The 19,858-nt window shown below is 67.5% G+C and carries 14 protein-coding genes; 6 read left to right on the top strand and 8 right to left on the bottom strand.

Features of this window, described 5'->3' with window-relative positions:
* Positions 1–187 precede the first annotated feature (187 nt).
* Complete coding sequence (locus ABD339_RS18685; protein ID WP_344567460.1) at positions 188–1,396, top strand: IS4 family transposase; 1,209 nt, start codon at positions 188–190, stop codon at positions 1,394–1,396.
* 441 nt (positions 1,397–1,837) lie between these two features.
* Here ABD339_RS18685 and ABD339_RS18680 read toward each other — a convergent pair whose 3' ends face one another.
* From ABD339_RS18680 to ABD339_RS18655, 6 genes are all read right to left on the bottom strand, one after another.
* Positions 1,838–3,214 (bottom strand): IS1380 family transposase, encoded by a 1,377-nt coding sequence (locus tag ABD339_RS18680; protein WP_344567458.1) that lies wholly within the window; start codon positions 3,212–3,214, stop codon positions 1,838–1,840.
* 343 nt (positions 3,215–3,557) lie between these two features.
* Positions 3,558–4,892 carry a hypothetical protein gene (locus ABD339_RS18675; RefSeq protein WP_344567456.1) on the bottom strand — a complete coding sequence of 445 codons (1,335 nt, stop codon included), beginning with the start codon at positions 4,890–4,892 and terminating at the stop codon, positions 3,558–3,560.
* An 81-nt stretch (positions 4,893–4,973) separates the two neighbouring features.
* Complete coding sequence (locus ABD339_RS18670; protein WP_344567454.1) at positions 4,974–5,816, bottom strand: hypothetical protein; 843 nt, start codon at positions 5,814–5,816, stop codon at positions 4,974–4,976.
* Positions 5,813–10,378, bottom strand: coding sequence for an AAA domain-containing protein (locus ABD339_RS18665; RefSeq protein WP_344567452.1), 4,566 nt, complete (start codon positions 10,376–10,378; stop codon positions 5,813–5,815). The genes ABD339_RS18670 and ABD339_RS18665 overlap by 4 nt, the downstream gene beginning before the upstream one ends.
* Before the next feature lie 812 nt (positions 10,379–11,190).
* The gene (locus ABD339_RS18660; protein WP_344567450.1) at positions 11,191–11,760 is read right to left on the bottom strand and encodes a peptide deformylase; all 570 of its coding nucleotides are present in this window, start codon (positions 11,758–11,760) and stop codon (positions 11,191–11,193) included.
* On the bottom strand, positions 11,757–12,770 hold the full coding sequence (locus ABD339_RS18655) for a helix-turn-helix domain-containing protein (protein WP_344567448.1): 1,014 nt from the start codon (positions 12,768–12,770) through the stop codon (positions 11,757–11,759). The genes ABD339_RS18660 and ABD339_RS18655 overlap by 4 nt, the downstream gene beginning before the upstream one ends.
* Before the next feature lie 112 nt (positions 12,771–12,882).
* Here ABD339_RS18655 and ABD339_RS18650 point away from each other — a divergent pair, with 112 nt between their 5' ends.
* From ABD339_RS18650 to ABD339_RS18630, 5 genes are read left to right on the top strand one after another with little or no spacing between them, the layout of a single operon-like run.
* Positions 12,883–14,040 carry a glycosyltransferase family protein gene (locus ABD339_RS18650; protein WP_344567446.1) on the top strand — a complete coding sequence of 386 codons (1,158 nt, stop codon included), beginning with the start codon at positions 12,883–12,885 and terminating at the stop codon, positions 14,038–14,040.
* On the top strand, positions 14,037–14,741 hold the full coding sequence (locus ABD339_RS18645) for a hypothetical protein (protein WP_344567444.1): 705 nt from the start codon (positions 14,037–14,039) through the stop codon (positions 14,739–14,741). The genes ABD339_RS18650 and ABD339_RS18645 overlap by 4 nt, the downstream gene beginning before the upstream one ends.
* On the top strand, positions 14,738–15,973 hold the full coding sequence (locus ABD339_RS18640) for a glycosyltransferase (RefSeq protein WP_344567442.1): 1,236 nt from the start codon (positions 14,738–14,740) through the stop codon (positions 15,971–15,973). Before ABD339_RS18645 ends, ABD339_RS18640 begins: the two co-directional genes overlap by 4 nt.
* The gene (locus tag ABD339_RS18635; RefSeq protein ID WP_344567440.1) at positions 15,970–16,842 is read left to right on the top strand and encodes a glycosyltransferase family 2 protein; all 873 of its coding nucleotides are present in this window, start codon (positions 15,970–15,972) and stop codon (positions 16,840–16,842) included. The genes ABD339_RS18640 and ABD339_RS18635 overlap by 4 nt, the downstream gene beginning before the upstream one ends.
* A gap of 38 nt (positions 16,843–16,880) precedes the next feature.
* Positions 16,881–17,405 (top strand): P-loop nucleotide/nucleoside kinase family protein, encoded by a 525-nt coding sequence (locus ABD339_RS18630; RefSeq protein ID WP_344567438.1) that lies wholly within the window; start codon positions 16,881–16,883, stop codon positions 17,403–17,405.
* Positions 17,406–17,423: 18 nt separating this feature from the next.
* Here the strand turns inward: ABD339_RS18630 and ABD339_RS18625 are convergent, their stop codons facing one another.
* Positions 17,424–19,106: a relaxase/mobilization nuclease domain-containing protein gene (locus tag ABD339_RS18625; protein ID WP_344567436.1), complete on the bottom strand. Its 1,683-nt coding sequence runs from the start codon at positions 19,104–19,106 to the stop codon at positions 17,424–17,426.
* Positions 19,096–19,812 carry a hypothetical protein gene (locus tag ABD339_RS18620; RefSeq protein ID WP_344567434.1) on the bottom strand — a complete coding sequence of 239 codons (717 nt, stop codon included), beginning with the start codon at positions 19,810–19,812 and terminating at the stop codon, positions 19,096–19,098. Before ABD339_RS18620 ends, ABD339_RS18625 begins: the two co-directional genes overlap by 11 nt.
* Positions 19,813–19,858: the final 46 nt, after the last annotated feature.

Here is a 19,858-nt window from a genome sequence, read left to right as displayed (position 1 = left end):
GATGGCAGCGGTCACTCCGCATCATCGAGAACGAACTGAGCGCCCGAACTCTCCCGCGACGACACCGAAACCATGCCCGAGCACCGGAAACTCAACGCTCAGAACCGGAAAGACAACGGCTTCTTAGCCTCAATACCAGTGACTTAAGGGTGGTGGCTGGTAGGGTCGGCGTCTGGGAGGTGTCTGGATGCCGCGGGCGGGGCAGGTCAAGCCGGATACGGACGAGCGGTTGTCGGACCGGATCGCGGTCGGGCTGCTGACGCGTACGTTTCCACCGGAGCTGGTGGATCGGGTGGTGGCCGAGTGTGGTCGTGAGGGGAGGCGTAGCCGGCTGCTGCCGCCGCGGGTGGTGGTCTACTTCGTGCTGGCGATGTGCCTGTTCTCCGGGCAGGGGTATGAGGAGGTTGCTCGGCTGCTCACGCAGGGGCTGGCGTGGGCGAGACGCTGGTCGGGCTCGTGGCAGGTGCCCACCACTGCGGCGATCTCGCGGGCCCGGGCCAAGCTCGGACCGGAGCCGCTGCGAGCTTTGTTCGCGCGGGTGGCCGGGCCACTGGCAACCGAGGAGACCCGAGGCGCCTTCTATGGCCGGTGGCGGCTGGTCGCGATCGACGGCACCGTCTTCGACGTGCCGGACAGTGAGGAGAACGCCGCGTACTTCGGACGGCCGAAGACCCATCGCACCGAGCGGTGCGCGTATCCGCAGGTGCGGATGGTGGCGCTGGCCGAGTGCGGCACGCACGCCATCACCGCCGCCGCCCTGGGGCCGCTGGCATCATCCGAACCGGCCCTGGCCCGCAGCCTGTTCGGGCATCTGGGTGAGGGGGATCTACTGCTGGCCGACCGCGGATTCAAGGGCCTGGAGCTATGGCGGGCAGCCTCAGCCGGCGGCGCGGACCTGCTGTGGCGCATCCGCTCGCATCAGGTCCTGCCGGTGCACGAAGAGCTTCCCGACGGCTCCTACCTATCGCAGATCGTCGCCGCGAAGGACCACCGAAAGCGCACTGACCCCTCGAGAGTGCGGGTCATCGAGTACACCCTGCAAGGCGCCGGTTTCCCCGAACAGGACTCCCCCTACCGGCTGATCACCACCATCCTTGACCCCGAGGCCGCCCCCGCCACCGGCCTGGCCGCCTTGTATCACCAGCGATGGGAGATCGAGACTGCGCTGGATGAGCTCAAGACGCATCAGCGCGGCCCGGCCCAGGTCCTGCGGTCCCGCTCGCCCGACGGTGTGGAGCAGGAGGTCTGGGGCCATCTGCTGGTCCATTACGCAATCCGCAGCCTGATGCACGACACCGCCGGGCAGGACCAACTCGACTCCGACCGGCTCTCCTTCACCCGCACCATCCGCCTCGCGCGCCGACAGGTCACCGCGCAGGCGGCTTTTTCCCCCTGACCACCTCGCCACCGCTCTCGCCGAGGGGTTACGGGAGATAGCCCGGCACCTGCTGCCCGCGCGCCGCAGACGCTTCAACCCCCGCGTCATGAAACGCAAGATGTCCGGCTTCGGTGTCAAACGCGACGAACACCGCCACCCGCCCCAGCCCGACCGGAGCCCCGCAGAAGCCGTGGCCATCGCCCCACACTGGCGCACCGCCCCGATCAACCCACCCACCAAGACCCCACGAAGCCGGGACAAACCTTAAGTCACTGGTATTGCAACTAGCCTCGATCTTGCATGAGGGTCCGTCAGCTTGCTGGCGGACCCTTTCGGCTCGTTCGGGGCGGAGATTCCTGCCGGTATGCAGGCTGACGGCCCGGCTGTCGCGTCGGGTGGGCGCCGGGTTCCACGCTCCGGTCGGGTGTGGTGCTGCTCGTAGGGACGGGAGGTTGCTGGTCAGCCAGGGTTTGGCAGAGCCGTGAGCCGTTGCAGGGCGTCGGTGATCACGTCGGCCCAGGGCCAGTGCCTGGCGAAGCGGAGGATGCGGCGGCGCCCGGTAGTGACGAGCTGAGCGGCCGCGGAGAACAGCCGCAGCCGCAGGCGGCGAGGCTCCCACCGGCGGGCCTGGCCGGTGAGGGCGAGCAGGGGCATCCAGGCCAGGAGGTCCAGAGCGATCTGGACGATCTCCAGCCAGATCTGGTTCTGTGCGGCGTCGTGGAGCGGGAGGTTGCGCAGGCCGGTGGCGCGGGCAGCGCGAATGCGGTCCTCGGCCCGGGCACGCTGGCGGTGCCGCAGCTCCAGCGCGGCGATCGGAGCGTTCTTGGTGTTGGTGGCGAAGCAGGTCAAGCGCATGCCGTCGGCGTCGGTGAAGCGCAACTGGGCGCCGGGGTGCGGCCGTTCCTTCCGCACGATCAGCCGGATGCCCGTGGGCCAGCCCTTGAGGCAGTCGCCGTCTAGCTCGGCCACCCAAGCGCCGTCGCGGATCTCTCCGTCGGGCTCGACGGCCGGCGTCCAGGCCGATGCGGGAACCTTCAGAACAGCGGCGTGCATAGCGTCGGTGATGGTCATGCCGACCGAGTAGGACAACCACCGGCCGCGGGCGGAAAGCCAGTCGACGAACTCGTGGGTGCCCCCGCCCGAGTCGGTGCGGATCAGCGTCTGCCGTCCCCGTCGGTACTTCTTCGGCAGCTGCTTCAGGGCGAGTCGGGCGGCTTCGACGTGGTCTGCGGCGGTGTTGCTGCCCGCGTTCCCGGGCCGCAGCAGTCCGACCACCGGCTCCCCGGACCCGCCCCGTCCGTGGTCGACGAACCCCATCAGCGGATGGTGCCCGAAGGTCTTCTTCCAGGTCGCGGCCGCATCCTGCTTCTCGGAATGCGCGAGAACGAGCACCCCCTCCAGGTCCACGATCACCTGCCCGGCCGAGTCCGGCGCCGCGTCACCGGCCAACCCCCATACATATTCGCGGACCTGAGCGCGGGCCTGCCGCAGTGCGGTCAGCGCGCGCTTCCCACTCGCAGCCAGCGTGTCGATCAGCCGGGACACCGTCGGATCGGAGGCCACCGGCCCGAACACCGCGGAATCGGCCCGCAGCATGCCCACGTCTGCCAGGCAGTCACCGCCCAGTGCGACCGCGAGCGCCACGTCCAGCAGGACCTTGCCCGGATCATGCATCGTCCGCGGCTTGCGCCACGGCGTCAATGCCGCCGATATCGCCTGATCCAGACCGATTTTGCGGATCGTCTCCACCAGCAGCACCCCGCCGGCCTGGGAGACCACCCCGCGACCACCGCCTTCAGTACGGACACGCGGGTAGGACCCGATACGCTTCTTCACCTGGAGAGTGCTTCTTTCCTGCGACGACCTGGACCCTAGACAAGTCCCATCGTTGCAGGTCAGGAGCACTCTTCGCGTTTCTGATCAACCACCGGACGCCCTGCCACGTGAAAGCGCGAGGTTAGGAGATTTCCTTGGGTGGGGCTGTGACCTGCGGAAACGGCAGCCATGAGGCATCTGGCCTGGGAAGATACCCCTCCGTGGTTCTCACGTGTTCGCGGGGCTTCTCGGCCTCATGTGTGCTGAATCCGTTCCGTGCGGGCGCCGATCCGACCGCATGGAGTCCAAGCCGGGTTGCGCCCACGACAGGACCGAGCACCGCCTGCGCATACGTGCGGTGTGGCTAATCGCGTAGTGCGCGCATAGCCAGCACGGAACCGTCAGGATGTATGGAGACTGGGCCGTTCCAGCGCGGGGCCCAGGTGTTGCGTTGCCAGCTGGACCGGCGCGCGTAGATTTCGCGACGGTATTGCTCCACCCTGCCCTCCTCAAGATGGCGGAAGAGGTCCTTCGCCACTCCAGAGAACGCCTCCACCCGCTTCCTGTTAAGCCGGAAGACGTGGTCTGTGCCGACGAAGTCGGTACCGAAGAAGCGGTGCCGTGCGTCCTGGACGCTGTCTGTTGCCGCGTGGGTAATGCCTGCGAAGTGTCGTTGTCCTTGTCGTTTCGTCAGGTAAGGGGCGGTCGCCCTTGCGTCTCCGGCGAAAGCGGTAGCACCGGCTGCGGCTGTGCGGGCGAGCGCATGTTGGAACCACCCGTAGAGGGCGGGACTCACGTGAAAGCCAGGTTCGGGCTCAGCGTGTTTTTCGCCTTGCGCGGGTGGCTGGATGCCGGGATAGACGTTCTCGTCCTCCAGCGCGTGATCAAGGACGCGGCCTGGAGCATCCAGCCAACCTCCTTCTCCGCCCGCCTGCAGTGTGTGGACCGTCAGAGGGCCGTCGAGTGGGAGCTCGGTGCTGAACACCAGACATGGTGTCTCGTCCCACGCTCCGATGTGCACTGCCTCGACGTGGGCGGAGGCCGAGGCGAGCTGGGTATGTGAGGCGGAGAGCCCACTGTGGTTGCCCTTGCACGCGATCGGAAAGACACGAGAGGGCTCGCCGGGCCTCCATACCTCGGCGAAGAACTGCGGTCGGTATCGGTATCCCGTCTTTGGGCCGGAGTCCCTGCTGGTCAGGGCCCACCCTGCGCGCAGAGTTGTGTCAGCTGGCACGATCGAGACGAAGCGGTCGGGGTAGCGCTTGCTCAGGAGCCGTGTAACGAGAGCCAGGGCGAATCCGGTGCCGAGTTCTGCCGACTGGAGCGCCTTGTAGTAGTCCGCGGTCTCCTTGCCCTCGGTGGACAGCGCCATGAAGGAGCCCGAATCCCCGGTCAGAGCCTGGTTGTACTTCAGGCAGCCCCAGTGTTCGGCGAGGCCGCGTCCCGCTCCGCGTCGGGCCAGGGTGACGGCCCGTCCAAAGGAGTGCAGCACATCCCAGGGCGTGAGTTGCGCGAGATCCTCTGCCGGTGTGGGGCGCAATCCAGGCTTCCGGCGAAGTCGATCAAGCTCCTTTTCCTCTCTTTGCGCGTCGTCGTCCGCCGCTGCTGCGCTCACATCTCCGGCCAGCTCCCGGTTCGAGTGGACTGAGACGTTCGACGCCTTCGCAAGGTCTCTCAGTACTTCTGCCGTGATCTTCAACCTGCACCCCCTCGTGATCAGACGTGCCTGGTCTGAGCGCCGTGGCCCGGCAGCCACGCCGCGGCTTTCATCCGCGCTGGCCTACGCGTCGGCGTCGGGCTGGCTGGCCGCGAGATCGTTGAGGGCACCGTTCACGACGTACCAGGACACGGTGAGGGTGTCGCGGTCAGGAGTGTGCGCCTCGCGGAACTCACGCCGTGGGTGAACGAAATTGCGGTACTTGCAAACGGCCTGGCTGAAGCGTTCCATGTCGACGTCGATCCAGCCCGCCTGGTGACAGATGTCGATGAGCGCCTTGAGACCGATGAAATTCGGATCCTTGTTTTTCAGCAGGGAGGCGTTGCGCTCCTCGATCACTGTAAGCAGGACGCCTTCAAGGAGACTGCCCAACATGATGATGGCTGCGACGTGAGCGCCCTCGGAAAAGCAGGTGCGCGCTTCGTCCAGACGGCGCTGAAGCAGCGCGGCCATCCGCGGCTCACCGATGATCTCGGCCATGGTTGCCTTGAGCTCGACCGGGGCCTGATGGCCCGGGTGCGCCATGGCTGGGTCGCAGACGACAACCCTGGGTCGGCCTCCGGGGTTTTCCAAACGGAAGCCTTCGTGGACAAGGAAGGTGTTGACCGCACTCACGATGGTCGGCAGTACCTCGGGTTCTCCGAGGTACTCGCGAGGGTCTGCGAGTCTGAGAAGCACCTTCTCCAGCTCGGTAGGGTTTTCGCGACGTTCCATGAGTAGTTGGAGTGTCCACTCGCCCCGGTACTCGCCGTCGTACTCGGGAAGGTTGTGCCATCCCGCATTCTCCAGGAACTGGGCGATCTCGAAACCCCTGCGGTAGTAGAGGTGATCGTCGCCGCAGATAACGCGAGCCAGTTCCTTCAAGGTGTTGCCGTCGAGCGGGCCCAGAACAGTCTCCTGTTTCATGCGGCGTCCTTCGCGGTGTCGTCGTCGGCCTGTTCGTCCCCGGCATCCTCGTCATCGGTGAGCCCGTCGTCCGAGGAGAGGTCGAGCGGCTTCCACTCGGCGTGAGCGTCGGCCGGCCGGTCGGCTGTAGGGAACTGCGTGTAGTTGGCGGGACCGATCCCCTGGCGGTCGAGTTCCTCCCACAGGCCATCGAGCGCTGCGCGAGGATCGAAGCGGAATTCGCTCTCCCGTACCCTCCAGAACTTCCATCCCACGCGCTTGAGTTCGCGGCCCCGCCGCTGGTCGTTTTCGATCTGCTCTCGCGTGGCGTGGTGGAAGGCATCACCGTCGCACTCGACGGCGAGACGGCCGCGAGCCCCAACGACCACCAGGTCGATGCGCTTGCTGCCAGCCGGGAACTGCGGGATCACGTGGTAGCCCCGCTCCTTGATCTTCAGATACACCTGCTGCTCGAAAAGCGAGTCGAAGGGAGCCCTACGGACGTCCGGCAGCACCAGTCCGATGTCGTCGGCGGCCTCCAAGGCGGCAGGTGGGTTCTCCACGTACGTCAGGAGGTTGAGTCGTAGGTCATGCGGCCTGAGACGGTCTGGCGGAACAGAGTAGAAGAGCCACATCTGATCCTGAGCGCGGCTGGCGGCGACGTTGTACGCCTGCTGTTCGCTCTTGTTCCCGCCCGCTACACGCGGTGGGTTCGTCACGACCATGGACAGCAGAATGATGTGGCGTTCGTCGCCCTGGAACGAGGCCGCATTGCCTACGCGAATCTCGTGCTGCTCGCGCACGGTGGCCGGCAGTCGCTGCTCGATGAGAGTCTCCAGGAGCTTGATCTGCCCGAAGCCCTGGAGGACGATCACACCCATGGTCTTGTCCTGATAGGCCGGATCCTCAGCGAGGCGAGCCAGGCAGTCGACGATCGCCTCGGCCTCCTTGGGATTGTGGATACGGCTCTCGCGGCCCACGACGATGGCGTCCTCGACGAAGTGGGTACGCAACGGGTCCAGCCGCTCGGCGCCGTACTGGCGCAGGGGCATGAGCTTGTTGTTGTAGAAGGTGCTGGAAGACCAGTTGATGATCTCGGGCACACAGCGGAAGTGCTCTTCGAGGCGGATCACCTGCGAAAAGAAGGTGGAAAGCAACTGGTACAGGTTGGTGTGCGGCGTGTAGAGCTGCCGCAGCCGACTGGGCATCTCCGGTAGATGGGCGGCCAGCTTGTCCCGGATGGCTTGGTGACGGCCGTTGCGCGTAAGGGCGGGCGCACATTGCTTGTCGTCGCCGACGACGATCACGCGGGGAGCGAGCCACAGTAGGAACAGCGCGTCCATGCCCGCCTGACTTGCCTCGTCCACGATGACGACGTCGAAGGCGTCCCGCCTTGGTTGGACCATCTCCGCGACTTGTGGGATGGGCATGACCCACGCAGGCACCGCGTCTTGGGCCACGGACATCGCATCGCGTGCCGCGGCTCGGAAGAGGCCCGTGTTCTTCCCCTTGCCCTTACCGAGGGACGCCATGTGCGTCCGGTACGCCTGGAGCGCCGAGCGCTGCTCTTGCGTCATCCGCTCCAGGCAGTGCAACCGACCCCAGGCCGCAGCAAGTTCACCGGTTACCTTCTCCAGCCGGTCTTCGTGCTCGCTCAGGTCCCCTTCGAGCTTGCGCTCCAAACCAGGCGTGCGCTGCCTCTCCAGGAACCGCGACGCCTTCGCCCACGCCCAGGCCCGCTCCAGGGAGTCGAGCCGTTCCTCCCAGTCGGGATCATCTGCGCTGTCGACGAGGCGGCCTGCGAGCAGGGAGTGTTCGGTGCGCAGAGCGCCCAGCAACTCGGTGCATCGATGTGTGCGGTGTTCCTGCCGGTGCGCAGCGGCCAATGCCTCCAGAGCCTCGGAATAAGCCTCCACGTCCTGATCGCGGAGAGCCCGTAGCAAGGCCGTGGACTCCGCAGCAAGCTGTGTGCCACTGGTCGGGGTGTGCAGGAGTTCGTCCCACGCGGCCAGCTGCTCGACCGCCTCGTCGGCGGCCCGGCGGTCACGGAGCGCGGCGACACCGACGTTGAAGTCCTGCCATGCCTGGCAGGAGGCGAGCGTCAGCCGTACACCGTGACGTACGAGAAGAGCGTCGATGCTGTCCCTGGCCGAGCCGAATGCCTGTACATGCTCAAGGTGCACGGCCCGTGCAGTGAGTTCGGCCAGCAGAACTTCCACGTCCCCCTGCGGGAGGTCGGCGTTCACCTGCTTCCAGCGCGTGGCCGCCCCGGCGAGCGCGGAATACGCCCGCAGGTGCGTCAGCACGGCATCCAAATCCTCGGCCGTTTGCGGCGAACGGCCGTCGACGGTGCAAGAGTCCAGCAGTTCCCGCGCATTCTTCTGCGCTTTGCTGGGGAACCGAGACCGTAGGGTCTTCCCCGTGGCCAGGTGGTCCCGGAGCGCGCTGCCGACGGTTGCGAGGCGAGCTACCTTCTGGGCAATCAGGTTCTCGGGGACCTTCACCAAACGCAGACCCAGCGCATCCACATCCCGCGCGACTGCATCGATGTCGTCCGTGACGGCTGATACGCGTCGCCACAGTCCGAGGTCGGAACGGGAGAGTCGGTCCGTCAGAGCCCGGGTTATCCAGGAACCAGGGTCCCAGCGCGTGGCGTCGGCATGCATCCCGAGATGATGAAGGGCAGTCCCGCAGGCATCGAGCAGGGAGTCCAATTCGGAGGTCACAGACGCGTCGAGGTGCGCGAGTGCGTTCCGGATCTCGACAGCCTCCGGAGACAAGCCCTCGTCGCTGAGGCGACTGGCTGCGAAAATGTCCGCGGTCTGCCGGGGCGAAGGAAGGTCGTGGAGAACGGGAAGCGGACCGCCGACACGCGGTTCGCCCGCGCCGTCACGCAGCAGGAGGAGCAGTTCGTGAGCCTGCTCGGAGGTCAGCGGAGGGACGTCCTCGGCGGTGTCGGGAACACGGCCGATCCATCCGAACTCCTCGGCACCGGCATGGACCCGCTCGACAATCTCGGCGAGCGTTCCTGCGTATCCCGGTGCCACGCTCCGATGCCGGTACTCGGCTTCCCGGAGCGAGATCACCTTCTCCGTGAGCGTTTCGATCCGTCCCCGCACCTCATCCCGTTCGCCTGTGAGGCGGCGGATCTCGGCGCGCAGTTCGTCGGGATCGCTGGTGGCCACCTGGTCGGTGAGTGCGTTGATGGTGCGTTCCAACTCGTCCTCGCCATCGCGGCGGGTGGAGCTGAGCAGCAGGACGCACAAGTCCCGTACAGGTGACGGAAGCTTGTCCCGCAGCACGGTGAGGGGCTGGTCGCGGGCGCTGGTGACGAGTACCCGCTGGCCTTGTGCGAGCAGCGCAGAGACAAGGTTGGCGATCGTGTGGGTCTTACCCGTCCCTGGCGGCCCCTGGACCACCACACCGGTGTCGTGCTCCAGGCGCCCCAGCACACTGCGCTGCTGAGCGTTCGTCTTGCCCGGGAAGAGGGGATCGTCGCCGAAGAGCGGTGCCTTCTGGGCCCCGTCCCAGGCAGAACGGTCGGCGGTCTCAACCGTCATGGCCATCTGGGCTAGGCCGAGCGGTGCACGGCCCTCAGAGGCCACCGCCTCCGCGATTTGGTCGTAGAACCGGAGCAGAGAGTTGAGATTGCGTGGGCGCATGACCAGGGCGGGTGCGTAGGTGAGGCGTGCCCCCGGTTCAGGCGCGCGGGGTGGTTCCCACGCCGCGCTGAAGCCCATGGGGCGAGTGGTCGCCCGCTCCTGCCACTGCGCCAACTGCTCCAGCGCCTCGGGCCCGAGCGGTTCAACACCACGAGTTGTGATCTCTTCCGAGAGAGCAGCACCGCGCTCACGTACCCATCCGTCGTCGCTGTCCAGGAAGTCCTGGTCTTCGAGACGCAGGGCGCTCTCCGACGACAGCCTGACCGTCAGTTGCGCTGTGCGTCGGTCGATCGATGTCTCCACCCGTTGGGTGAACAGATGGCGGTGCACCACGTCCCCGTCCGGGCCGAGCCAGGTCAGAAGACCAACGCCGAGGACGAGCTCCGTCTGGTCGTCCTCCCGGGCCAGCTTCTGGTGCCACGCGTACATCCGATCGTAGAGCTCACGAAGCGGTCGTTCGCTGCGCTCCCGCGCTGCCCACCGGCGCCAGCGATCCAGCCAGGCTCCGTAGGCCCGCAGCACGTCACCGGCCTCTTCTCGGCGCATGGTGCCTTCATCAGCCAGCGGCTCCTTCGCGTCTGCGACGCGGACCAACTCGGCCCCCGGCCCCTCCTCTGCAAGAGGCGGGTCACCACCGTCGGGGTTAAGGCAGTGCGTCGGCTCGACCCAGCCGTCGAGCGAGTCGGGCAGGTCCGGCGGCGCACTTTGTGGCACGTGGTCGAGCGTCAGCAGCACGCCATCAGGGGGCGGTGCCAGTTTGCGTACGGGTTCAGGCAGCTTGGCCAGCCAGAGGTGCTCACGGCTGCGGTCGTCACGCTGTCGCTGGTGGCTGCTGTGGACCATGTCGCGCAGGAAGTTGACCAACCCTGCTGTTTGCCCGATGACGTCGGGGTCACTCGCGTGGCGTCGCGGGTGCTTCACCGTTCTCCTCTCGGCCGCTGACGAACGTTCCAGAATGAGGGTCGACCAGGGCCGCAACAACTAGCTCTGGGCAACATGACCGGATCTGTTCCACGGTTCCGGCGCCGTGGGCTTGCTGATGGGCTGGCTGCGGAGGTGCTGAACGGTTTAGCGGCAGTACGCGCGCAGTGCTCCGTGAAGGTGCCTTTGCGCAGGTTGGAAGCGATGAGGAGAGACTGCTCGGGAGATACGGGCAGTCACGCGTCTGTGAAGTGCCGTTGTATGCGGACGGGTAGGCAGCTCACAACAAACGGTGGCCTGTTATAGCGCAACCCGGACGCCCGGCCGGGTAGTCGAGCATGGAGGTGCCCACGTGGTGAGGCACTGGGATCGCCGACCCTGCTCGCGTATGGGTCTATCTCAGGGGGCGGGCGGTGGAATAGGCTGTTCCTGTGGGAGAGAAGCCCCCGGACAGTAGGTCGACGCGCGTAGGATTCGAATCCTCGACCTCCGCATCAGGACTTTTCCCTGGGCCTGTGACGTGTGTGATGACGCCAGGTCGAAGCGTGTTCCACCCGTCTGTTGTCCTGACTGATACCACGGCGGCACCGTCCGCGCTGGCCATGGCGATGGGTGTCGGCCCCACAGTGTCTCCTCCCCGGTTGCGTACATACTTCGGCTGATAATGAATCAATAACTCCGAGGTATGGGCTGGCACTTCAGGAAAGTGATCAACGAGCCGAAATGGCTCACTTCCGAGGAGGGGCGGCTAACTGCATAGGCCGCCTCGTGGTCGCTGACGGGCGTGAGATACATGGGCGGCGTCCAGTAGGTCAGACACCGTCATATGCCCAGGTGCGGCCGGTCTGTCGGTACTCCTCCACGGGGATCGGCTTGACTCCTGGCAGCATCCGGGTGGTGTACAGCCAGCCGTCGAGGTGGTCGATCTCGTGGTGGATGAGGCGGGCGATGCCGCGTTCGTAAAGGGTGGTGACTGTCTCGCCGGCGAGGGCCATGGACTCCACCGTGATCTTCAGAGGGCGGGGTACGAGGCCACGGACGTCGAAGAAGCTCAGGCAACCTTCGTACTGTTCGTCTGTTTCGTCGGAGCGAGTGGTGATTCGTGGGTTGAGCAGAGTGATGGCAGGGATGTCGCCGGGCGGCTGTACGACGGCGGCGGCGCGTGCGATGCCGATCTGTGGGGCGGCGATGCCCATGCCCTTGGCGAAGGCGTGGACTTGGCCGACGCGGGCCATGGCGGCGAAGAGCTCGTCGATGACGCGCTCGGCCTCGTCGCGCTCGGCGGGCAGGTCGAAGGGGCGGACCGGCTCGTTCAGGATGGCGGCGCCTTGCTGGACCACGCCGAGGTCGCGCATCTGCTGGCTGGGCTGTACGTCGTTCACCTGAACTCCCTTTGCTGTGTACCACCGCATTCGGGACCCGCCCGGAACCGCCACTCCAGACGGTATCGAGCATGTAGGGCCGGTGTGGTCGTGATCCATGTGAAGGTCCGCAGTTCAGCATCGTCGCTGCGAACGGGCGGGGTGCGGAGTGGAGAGGTTTCGGCGGTCATGGATGTCTCGGTGCCCCAGACGACCGGATCGAGGACAGCGGGGAAAGCGAGCTGGACTTCGAGACGTTCGGTGGGCAGGCGTACAGCCCGCTGGAACCAGTTGCCCCATTTCTCGTCGCTGACGGTGTAGGCGTACTCGATCCACACGGACTCGCCGGGGTAGAGCGGGAAGCGGCCCTGTTCATTGTCGAAGAGCAGCCAGACTTCTTTGAAGGCGTCGCGGTCGTGCTTGGACTGCCAGCGCATCGCCTCGCCCCGGCAGGTGGCGGTGAGGGCGAGTTCATCCCAGGTCAGTGGGTGCTGCCGGTAATGGATGTTGGAGCGCTCGGGGTCGCCGGGGTAGCGGTCGACAGAGATGCGAATCAGGTAACGGGTCACCGGCTCGGTGCCGGTGTTGCGGAGTCGACGGCGCATGGTGAGTCGGTAAGAGCGGCCGTCGTACTGAAGGCGGGCCGCGTCGTGCTCGACGACGAGGGCGGAACCGGTGGCATAGGGCTGCTCCGGCGGGCGGGGCTCTGGTGCCGAGGGCAGCGTGCGGTTGTTCCGTGTGCGGGCCCTTTCGTACTCACCCCAGCGCCGCCAGATCGCCTTCCCGGCGTTCAGGGCCTCATCGGCGAGCCGTGCGAAGTCTTCGCTGGGCTTGTGCCGGCCTGATTCCATGTGGCTGACGTAGGACGGGTCGAACCCCATCGCCTGGGCCAGCGCCCGTTTGGACAGGCCGCGTACCTCGCGCCAGCGGGCCAGCTCCGCTGCGAAATCCTCGGCCGCTTGGTGGACGGTGATCTCTTCTTCTTGCGCGTCCATAGGCAGACCCGCCCCCGCGTGATGGTCAGTGAGCATGAATGAACCGTGAGTGATCCAAGTTCACCATCCCATCACGGCCCGCGTCACCGTTTTCCTTCCCTCACCGTCCCGGATCGATCCGTCCGGGCAGACGAGGAAGGCGACCCCGATGCGCGTGCTGTACCTGCTCAACATCTCCAATCCTGACCGCTTGTCCGCCGATTCAGGGTGGATCTTCGCGGATCTGCTCGCCCCGGCGTTGGTGGATGCCGGAGCGAGCGTGACCGTGGCCGCGCCGGCTCCGGTCGGGGACGGGCGCTGTGGCTTCTACCTGACCGGGGTACCGAGGACGAAGTACCGCGCACGGTTCTCGTCGGATCTCGACGATTTGGTGGAACTGGTCGGTGAGGAGCGGCCAGACGTGGTGGTGGCCAATCAGATCGAGGAGGCTCCTGCCATCCGTACGGCCTTGCTGGAGTCAGGGTCGGACGCGCTGCTGGCCGGGTACTGCCACTACCTTCCGTTCTCCTTCTCGGATGGTGGCGGGCTCCTGCTCGATCCAGCCCTGGATGATGCGGGGCTCGGCAGGCCGGTATTGCTGGCGTTCGCCGCCGGGCTGGCGGCCTGCGACCGAGTGCTGGTCCACTCCGGCACCGCAGCGTCCTGGGTGTCTGCCGCTGCCGCCCGCATGACGGTGGACCTCGGCGACAAGCTGCGTGTGGTGCCTGCTCCCCGGGACGAACGCCTCGTCCGGGACCCGGCTCTCGTCAAACCCGCGTCCAGCCCGTGTGCGATCGGGGTCTACAACCATCGCCTGTACGCGCATTACGGCACCGAGCAGTTCGTGGATCTCGCCCGGCGCCTGGCGGTTTCCGGCAGTGTGCGGCTGCGCGTCATGGACCTTTTCGGCTCGCGTCGGGCGGAGCGCACAGGACTGGACGACAGCCCGGAGCGCATGCGTGATCAACTCGCCGCCCTGCCGCACGTTCAGGTCGTGTCCGACCGAGGCGACCGCATGCGCTACAAAAACCTACTGGCCGGCGCGCGCTTCGGCATCGCCCCGTTCCGACCCGGCTGCCCGTGGTCGATGAGCGTGATCGACTGCCAGAGCATGGGCCTGCCTGTCATCGCCCCCAGGCTGGGCTGGTTCGACGAACACATCGACACCGACCTGTGCTTCACCACCCACGCCGAGGCACTCGACCTGGCGGAACGGCTGGTCCTGGATGACGAGTTCCATGCTGTCCACGCCAAGCGCGCCCACGCCTCCACGGCCGACCTCACGTCGTCACGGGTAGCCGCCCGCTACCTGGAGGCGCTGTCATGACCCTCTTTGACGCCGTCCTGCTGTCCTACGACGAACCCATGGCCGACGCTCTGCACTGCCGTCTGCAACGCACCCTCGGCGGGACGGTCAAGCGGCTGCACGGCGTGCACGGGATGCGTCGGGCCTATCGGCTGTGCGCCGAGATCGTCGACCGCGAGCAGTTCTTCCTCGCCGATGGAGACTTCGCCATCGACACCGACTTCGATCCCCTCGCTGTGGAGCCCATGGACGAGGACGTGTCCATGCGGGTGTGGCGGGCGGTCAACCCCGTCAACAGCCTGGTCTACGGCTATGGCGGTCTCAAACTCGTACGCCGCAGCGCTCTGCGGGAGATGGGCGAGGCTGTGGACGTCCTCGCCGGATTGCCCGGGCGCATCGAGTTCGCCGGGCGGAACGCCGGGACCACGCGCTTCAACCAGAGCCCGTTCCACGCCTGGAAGGCAGGCTTCCGGGAGTGCGCGATGCTCGCTCGTGGGAGCGAGTACGGCATGGCCGACGACAACGCCCGTCGGCGGGTCGAGGCATGGACAACGAGCCGAGGCGGCGAGTTTGCCGCCTTCGCCGCAACAGGGGCTCGTGAGGGTGTGGCCTTCGCCCACGAGGTAGCTCGCGGTGGAAAGCGGTTCGACTGCCTCAACGATCCCACCTGGCTGCGGGAAAGGTTCACCGCTGCCCACGGAGACCAGGCGGTGTCCGGATGACCGGCCGCCCGCTCGTGCTGATCGAGCCGTACGCCAACCGCCGGGGCGGGCACCACCAGCGCACGCTGGTGGCGCTGACCCAGGCCCGGCCCGGCAGCCTGGTCATCGCCCCGCACGGGATCGCCCCCGAGGCCGTCACAGCCCTACGTGAAGCCGGCGCCCGGCTGGTGACCGCACCGGCCGGGCGCCGGGCGGGCGTCCTGTCGGTTGCCTCGCGGCTGGCGGCCGGGCTGTCTGCGGTCGGACGGCGTGTGTTGCGTTCACGGCGCTGGCCCCGCCGCCTGAGGCGGCTACCGCACCAGGTCACTCTCACCGCCCGCTGCCTGTCCGAGGCAGCCGCGCTGCGCTCCGTTCGTCGTCTTGTTGCCGCCGCCGACGCGGTGGTGATCCTCACGGCGAGCGAGGCCCTGCACGGGGCCGCAGCCCTCCTCGGCGGTCAGCCGCACCTGCGGTTCGTCCACGAAGCGGTCACCGTCGAGGATGCCGCTGTGCGGCTGTTCGGCCGACTTGCCCGCCGGGGCGAGAAACAGGTGACCGCCCTGTACCCGACCAAGGCCGTGAGCGAGCAGTTCGCCTCCGCTTTTCCCGGCCTGCCCGCAGTGGTGCGGGCCTTCGCCGTCGACGACGGCCGCCGCCTCACCGACGCCGAGCGTGCCGGCGGTCGGGCAGCCTTCGGAATCCCCGCCGCTGAATCCGTGGTGTGCCTAGTGGGCGGCTGGTGGCCGTACAAGGACATCAGCACCATCGACGCCGCTCTGTCCCGGCTGAAGGAGCCGCTGCATCTCGTGGTCACCGGCGCCCCCCTCGATGAGGCTGTGCTGGAGCGGTGGCGGGCCCTGCCCCGTCTCACGCTGCACACGGTTCCCGGGCCCGTCCCGGAGAGCGTGCTGCGGCTGGTCTACGGCGCCTCTGATGCCGCCTTGGTGGCCAGGCACTTCGGGGTGGGCAAGGAGTCCGGGCTCGTGATGGACGCGGTCCGCCTCGGCGTCCCTCTCGTTGTCTCTGATCACGACCCCGAGCTGACCGCCCGCCTGCGGGGTATGCCCTGGGCGTTGACCTTCCCCGCCGGCGATCCGGACGGTCTCGCCGATGCCCTGCGGGTCGTGGTATGGCAGCCGCCCGAGCAGCCCGGCCCGGAGGCGCCCTGCCTGCTGGGGATGGGGTCGGCTGCCGAGCAGGCCGACTTCCTCACCCGCATCTTCGGCTGTCTGCGTACGAAGGAGTCACGATGATGAGCACATCCCCCGCCCTGATCGCCGTCATCGGGCCCGTCGAACCTGCGTTGCTCGCCGCTTGGGTCCGCCACTACAGGTGGCTGGGCGTCGAGCGATTCCTGATCGCCTTCCACTTTCCCGATCATGTCTCCAACGCGCAGCGGCAGGGACTCCAGGCGGCCGTCCGTGAGCTGGGCATCATCCCTGTCGGCACCAGCTCGGGTCCGTGGCACGAACACACCAACACTCGGCTCACGGATGCTTTGCGGCATCAGGCCGGGCCTGGCTGGCACCTTCTCGCCGACGCTGACGAGTTCCAGCAGTACCCCGCCCCTCTCACCGAAGTCATCGCTCAGGCCGAGAAGTCCGGGCACCGTGTCGTGGGCGGGCTGATGCTCGACCGCATCACCGCGAGCGGACGTCTGACGGGCTGGACGACCCAAGGCGGGCTGGATCGCGCCTATCCCCTCGGCGGCCATCTCACCCACCGGCTCCTGCACGGTGACCCCAGAAATATTGTCCTCGCTCGCCACGACGTCGCGGTGGCCTCCGGCAATCACCGGGCGCCGGGGCACAAGCCGGATGCGGATCGCCTCTGTGCGGTTCACCACTTCAAGTGGCGCTCGGGTGTCCTGGACGACCTCCGCCGCCGCATCCAGCACTTCTCCTCCGGTACCTGGCAGGAACAGACCCCCGCCGTGCGCGAGGAGGCCGGCCGCCTGCTGTCGCACGTCGGCCGACACGGCGGGGTGATCAACATCGGCGATCCGCGGCTCGCCTTCCGTCGGGTGGGCCTGGACCGGATGCCCTCCGGCTGGCTCGCCGAGGCACGCGGCATCTTCACCACCTGGCGGCCCACGCGGACCGGCCAGGACCGGAGACAATGACGAGGCTCGCGCTCGCTCGTCGCGGAAGGGAAGACCACGTGCCCCTCGCCGTACTCCTGGCCGGCCTGACCGGCTCCGGCAAAACCACAGTTGCCCAGGCTCTGGCGCGTCATGGATATGTCCGGCTGTCCGTGGACGAGGAAGTACATCGCCTGCACGGCCGGTACGGCGTGGACTATGCCGAACACACCTACTTCGAGCGGCAACGCCCCGCCGTCGAGACCATCCAGGAACGCTTCATCAAGGAGATCGCGGCTGGCCATGACGTCGTGCTGGACCATGGTCTGTGGCGGCGTGAGGAACGCGATGCGTGGAGGGAGGCCGCCCGCGGCGCGGGGGGCCTCCCTCTCGTGGTGTACCTTCCGGCCGACCGGGAGGAACTGCTCCGGCGCCTTGCCGAGCGCAACCAGCGCGAGGATGCCAATGCCCTGACCGTGACTCCCGAGGCACTCGACGACTTCTTCGCGCGCTTCGAGCCACCGGATGATGACGAAGAGACGATCGCCTACACCGGTGACCTGAACGAGCTGTTGCAGACGCTGTCCTCGGCCAGGCAGAGCTGAAGAAGCACCCTGTGTTCGTTATCGGCGTCGGCGGCGGTCCTCGGTCTGTTCGATGAACGCCGTGGACGCGCGTTGGGGCGCGGGCGGTGCGGTGGGTGTGGCGTGGCGGGTACTTCGTGTGCGGGCTGCCTGTGCGCGCCTGTTCGGCTGGGCGGTGATGCGCCAGTTGAGAACCTCAGCGGGGCGATCGGCGGTGTGTAGTTCTCGGCGGGCGGCCACGTCGGCAAGGAGCTGGCGGGGGTTGTGACCGGCGGTTTCGGCCTTGGCGAGAGTGGTGGCCAAGGCAGGCCAGGCGGGGTCGGTGAGGATGCGGTCGGCGTGGTCGGGAGCAGTTTGGCGCACAGCGGCCTCGAAGCGCTGGACTGTCTCAGGTCGCGGGGTGCGCCGGGCGAGGTCGGCCAGGACGGGCTCGGCGACGCGGCGATACCCCGCTCGCAGGTGGCGGAAGGCTTCCTCGGCCGCGGCAGCCTGCTGCTGGTGGCCACGCTGCTCGTGCCACGTGGCGGCGGCGCGGGCCAGGTGCACGGCGGCGAAGACGAGCGCGATGGCGACTCCGCCTGGAACGCTGGGTGCATAGACAAGTTCCGTGGCAGCCTTGCGCAGTTCGGTCGTGGCCTGGCGATCGGCCCGTATCGCAGATCGGCGGGCCCGGTTGAACGCCGTTGCCGCTGCTTGCAGCTCGGCGTGGTTCGGGCCCGGTGTGGCGCGGGCCAGGTTGTGGAGGGTGTCTCCGAAGGCGTCCAAGTGGCCCTGGGCGCTGGCGTCGGGACCCGAGTGGAGCACCGTCCGGGCCGCGTGGATGGCGGCTTCGGCACGGCGCCACGGCTCGTCCGGATCCGCCGCCTGCTGAAGGACGTGGTCAGGCGTGCTCTGCACGGGGAGGCGTTCGGCCAGTCGGATGTAGGACAGGTCCGGGGCGAGTTTGGAGCCGCCGAAGAACACCGTGTCGCCGGGGGCGGCCAGACTGTAGCCGGTGACTTCGCCAGTCTCGGGACCGATGCGAGCTTTGACCTGGATCCCCAGCGACGACAGGACGGTGAAGTAGTCCTCCGTACTGTGCACGGCAGCGGCGACCGCGTACGCCTGCTCGCGCAGCCACTGCCGCGCGGTCACCTCCCGGCCCTGGCGCTCGGCCTTGGCCCGTTCAGCGCCAGTGGGTGTCTTGGGGGCGGTCATGTCGCCAGGCTTGAGGCGGCGCAGCCCGAACCCGGCTTCGATCTCGCGGCATTCCTGCTGCGCGCGCTGCCCGTCACGGTGAGTACGGGGGCGGCGGCCGTCGGCGCGCACCGTGGTCGCGAGGACGTGGACATGGTCGTCCGCGTGCCGCACTGCGATCCACCGGCATGCCTTCTCGTCCCCGTTGGGCGCGATGCCGACGGCGGCCACCACCCGGCGGGCGACATCGGCCCACTCGGTGTCGGTCAGGTAGCGGTCACCGGGTGCGGTACGTACTGGGCAGTGCCACACATGCCGCGCGGGCTTGGTGTCGCCCAGTTCGCGGGCGCGCAGGTCGACATGATGGTCGAGGCGTTTGGCGAGGCTGGTGTAAGTGGCCTCGGGATCGCGGCCGGGATCGGGGGCGCCGGCCATGTCCCAGGCGGCGACGATGTGGGCGTCGGTGTGCTCGTCACGTCGGCCTGGGCCGAAGAGGTAGGCGATCAGGCCACGGGTGTCGGAGCCGGTGGAGACGTCAGGCACCATGGCGGACGCCCTTCGCCATGATCTCGTCCATCAGCCGGTAGCTGTGCTGCACTGCCTGATCGACGTTGTCCAGGACGGTATGGGCGTGCTCGGGGATCGTGTCCCGGTGGATGGCTGCGGTGATCTGGTTGAGGTTGGTGCCGATCCGGTTCAACGCCTTGATGTGCGCCTCGACGGCCTCCACCAGTGGACGCATCGGGTCGTCCTCCGGACTGCCGACGAGCCCCGGTGTGCCGAGGGCTGCTGCGAGCGCGGCGTCGCCGACGAAGCTGGCGAAGCGTTGGCCGCGCTGCTCGGCCGCTGCGTTGATGAGGCGTACTGCGGTCGGGGTGAAGCGGATGTTCTTGACCTGGTCGCGCTTCTCGACGGTGCGCTTGCGGTTCATCATCGCGGGCAGCACCGGAGCGTCGATCTCACGCCAGGAGGGCGATTCAGCAGCCGGTCCGGCGTCGAGAGCCATCTCGGAGTGCGGCGCGTCGGAGTCAGGAGCGTCGGCAATGGGCGGGACACCGGGCTCGGCCACTCCCACCCCCAGCTCGGGCGCCCCCTGGCGCCCGGCCGTGTCCCCCGCCTCCCCTGGGGCGGGGGCAAGCGCGGACGAGGCCTCGTTAGAGGCTCGTTCGCTCCAGCTTGCTGCTGATCGGTCGGAGCGGTGGAACAGTCCCCAGCGACGCTTGCGACTGCCGGGGGTGTTTTCGTCGTGCATGGGGTGCTCCTGAAATGAGGCGGGGCGCTGTCACATGCGTCCCGTC

It is taken from the genome of Streptomyces axinellae, from assembly GCF_039532135.1.
GTDB classification, from domain to species: Bacteria; Actinomycetota; Actinomycetes; order Streptomycetales; family Streptomycetaceae; genus Streptomyces; species Streptomyces axinellae.
The sequence above is the reverse complement of the archived record's forward strand: the minus strand, read 5'-3'. Positions and strand labels throughout refer to the sequence as shown.

Coding starts and splice junctions, on each gene's coding strand:
- ABD339_RS18620 (WP_344567434.1), bottom strand. CDS start 19,812: ATGCACGACGAAAACACCCCCGGCAGTCGCAAGCGTCGCTGGGGACTG.
- ABD339_RS18685 (WP_344567460.1), top strand. CDS start 188: ATGCCGCGGGCGGGGCAGGTCAAGCCGGATACGGACGAGCGGTTGTCG.
- ABD339_RS18655 (WP_344567448.1), bottom strand. CDS start 12,770: ATGCTCACTGACCATCACGCGGGGGCGGGTCTGCCTATGGACGCGCAA.
- ABD339_RS18645 (WP_344567444.1), top strand. CDS start 14,037: ATGACCCTCTTTGACGCCGTCCTGCTGTCCTACGACGAACCCATGGCC.
- ABD339_RS18625 (WP_344567436.1), bottom strand. CDS start 19,106: ATGGTGCCTGACGTCTCCACCGGCTCCGACACCCGTGGCCTGATCGCC.
- ABD339_RS18640 (WP_344567442.1), top strand. CDS start 14,738: ATGACCGGCCGCCCGCTCGTGCTGATCGAGCCGTACGCCAACCGCCGG.
- ABD339_RS18635 (WP_344567440.1), top strand. CDS start 15,970: ATGATGAGCACATCCCCCGCCCTGATCGCCGTCATCGGGCCCGTCGAA.
- ABD339_RS18650 (WP_344567446.1), top strand. CDS start 12,883: ATGCGCGTGCTGTACCTGCTCAACATCTCCAATCCTGACCGCTTGTCC.
- ABD339_RS18670 (WP_344567454.1), bottom strand. CDS start 5,816: ATGAAACAGGAGACTGTTCTGGGCCCGCTCGACGGCAACACCTTGAAG.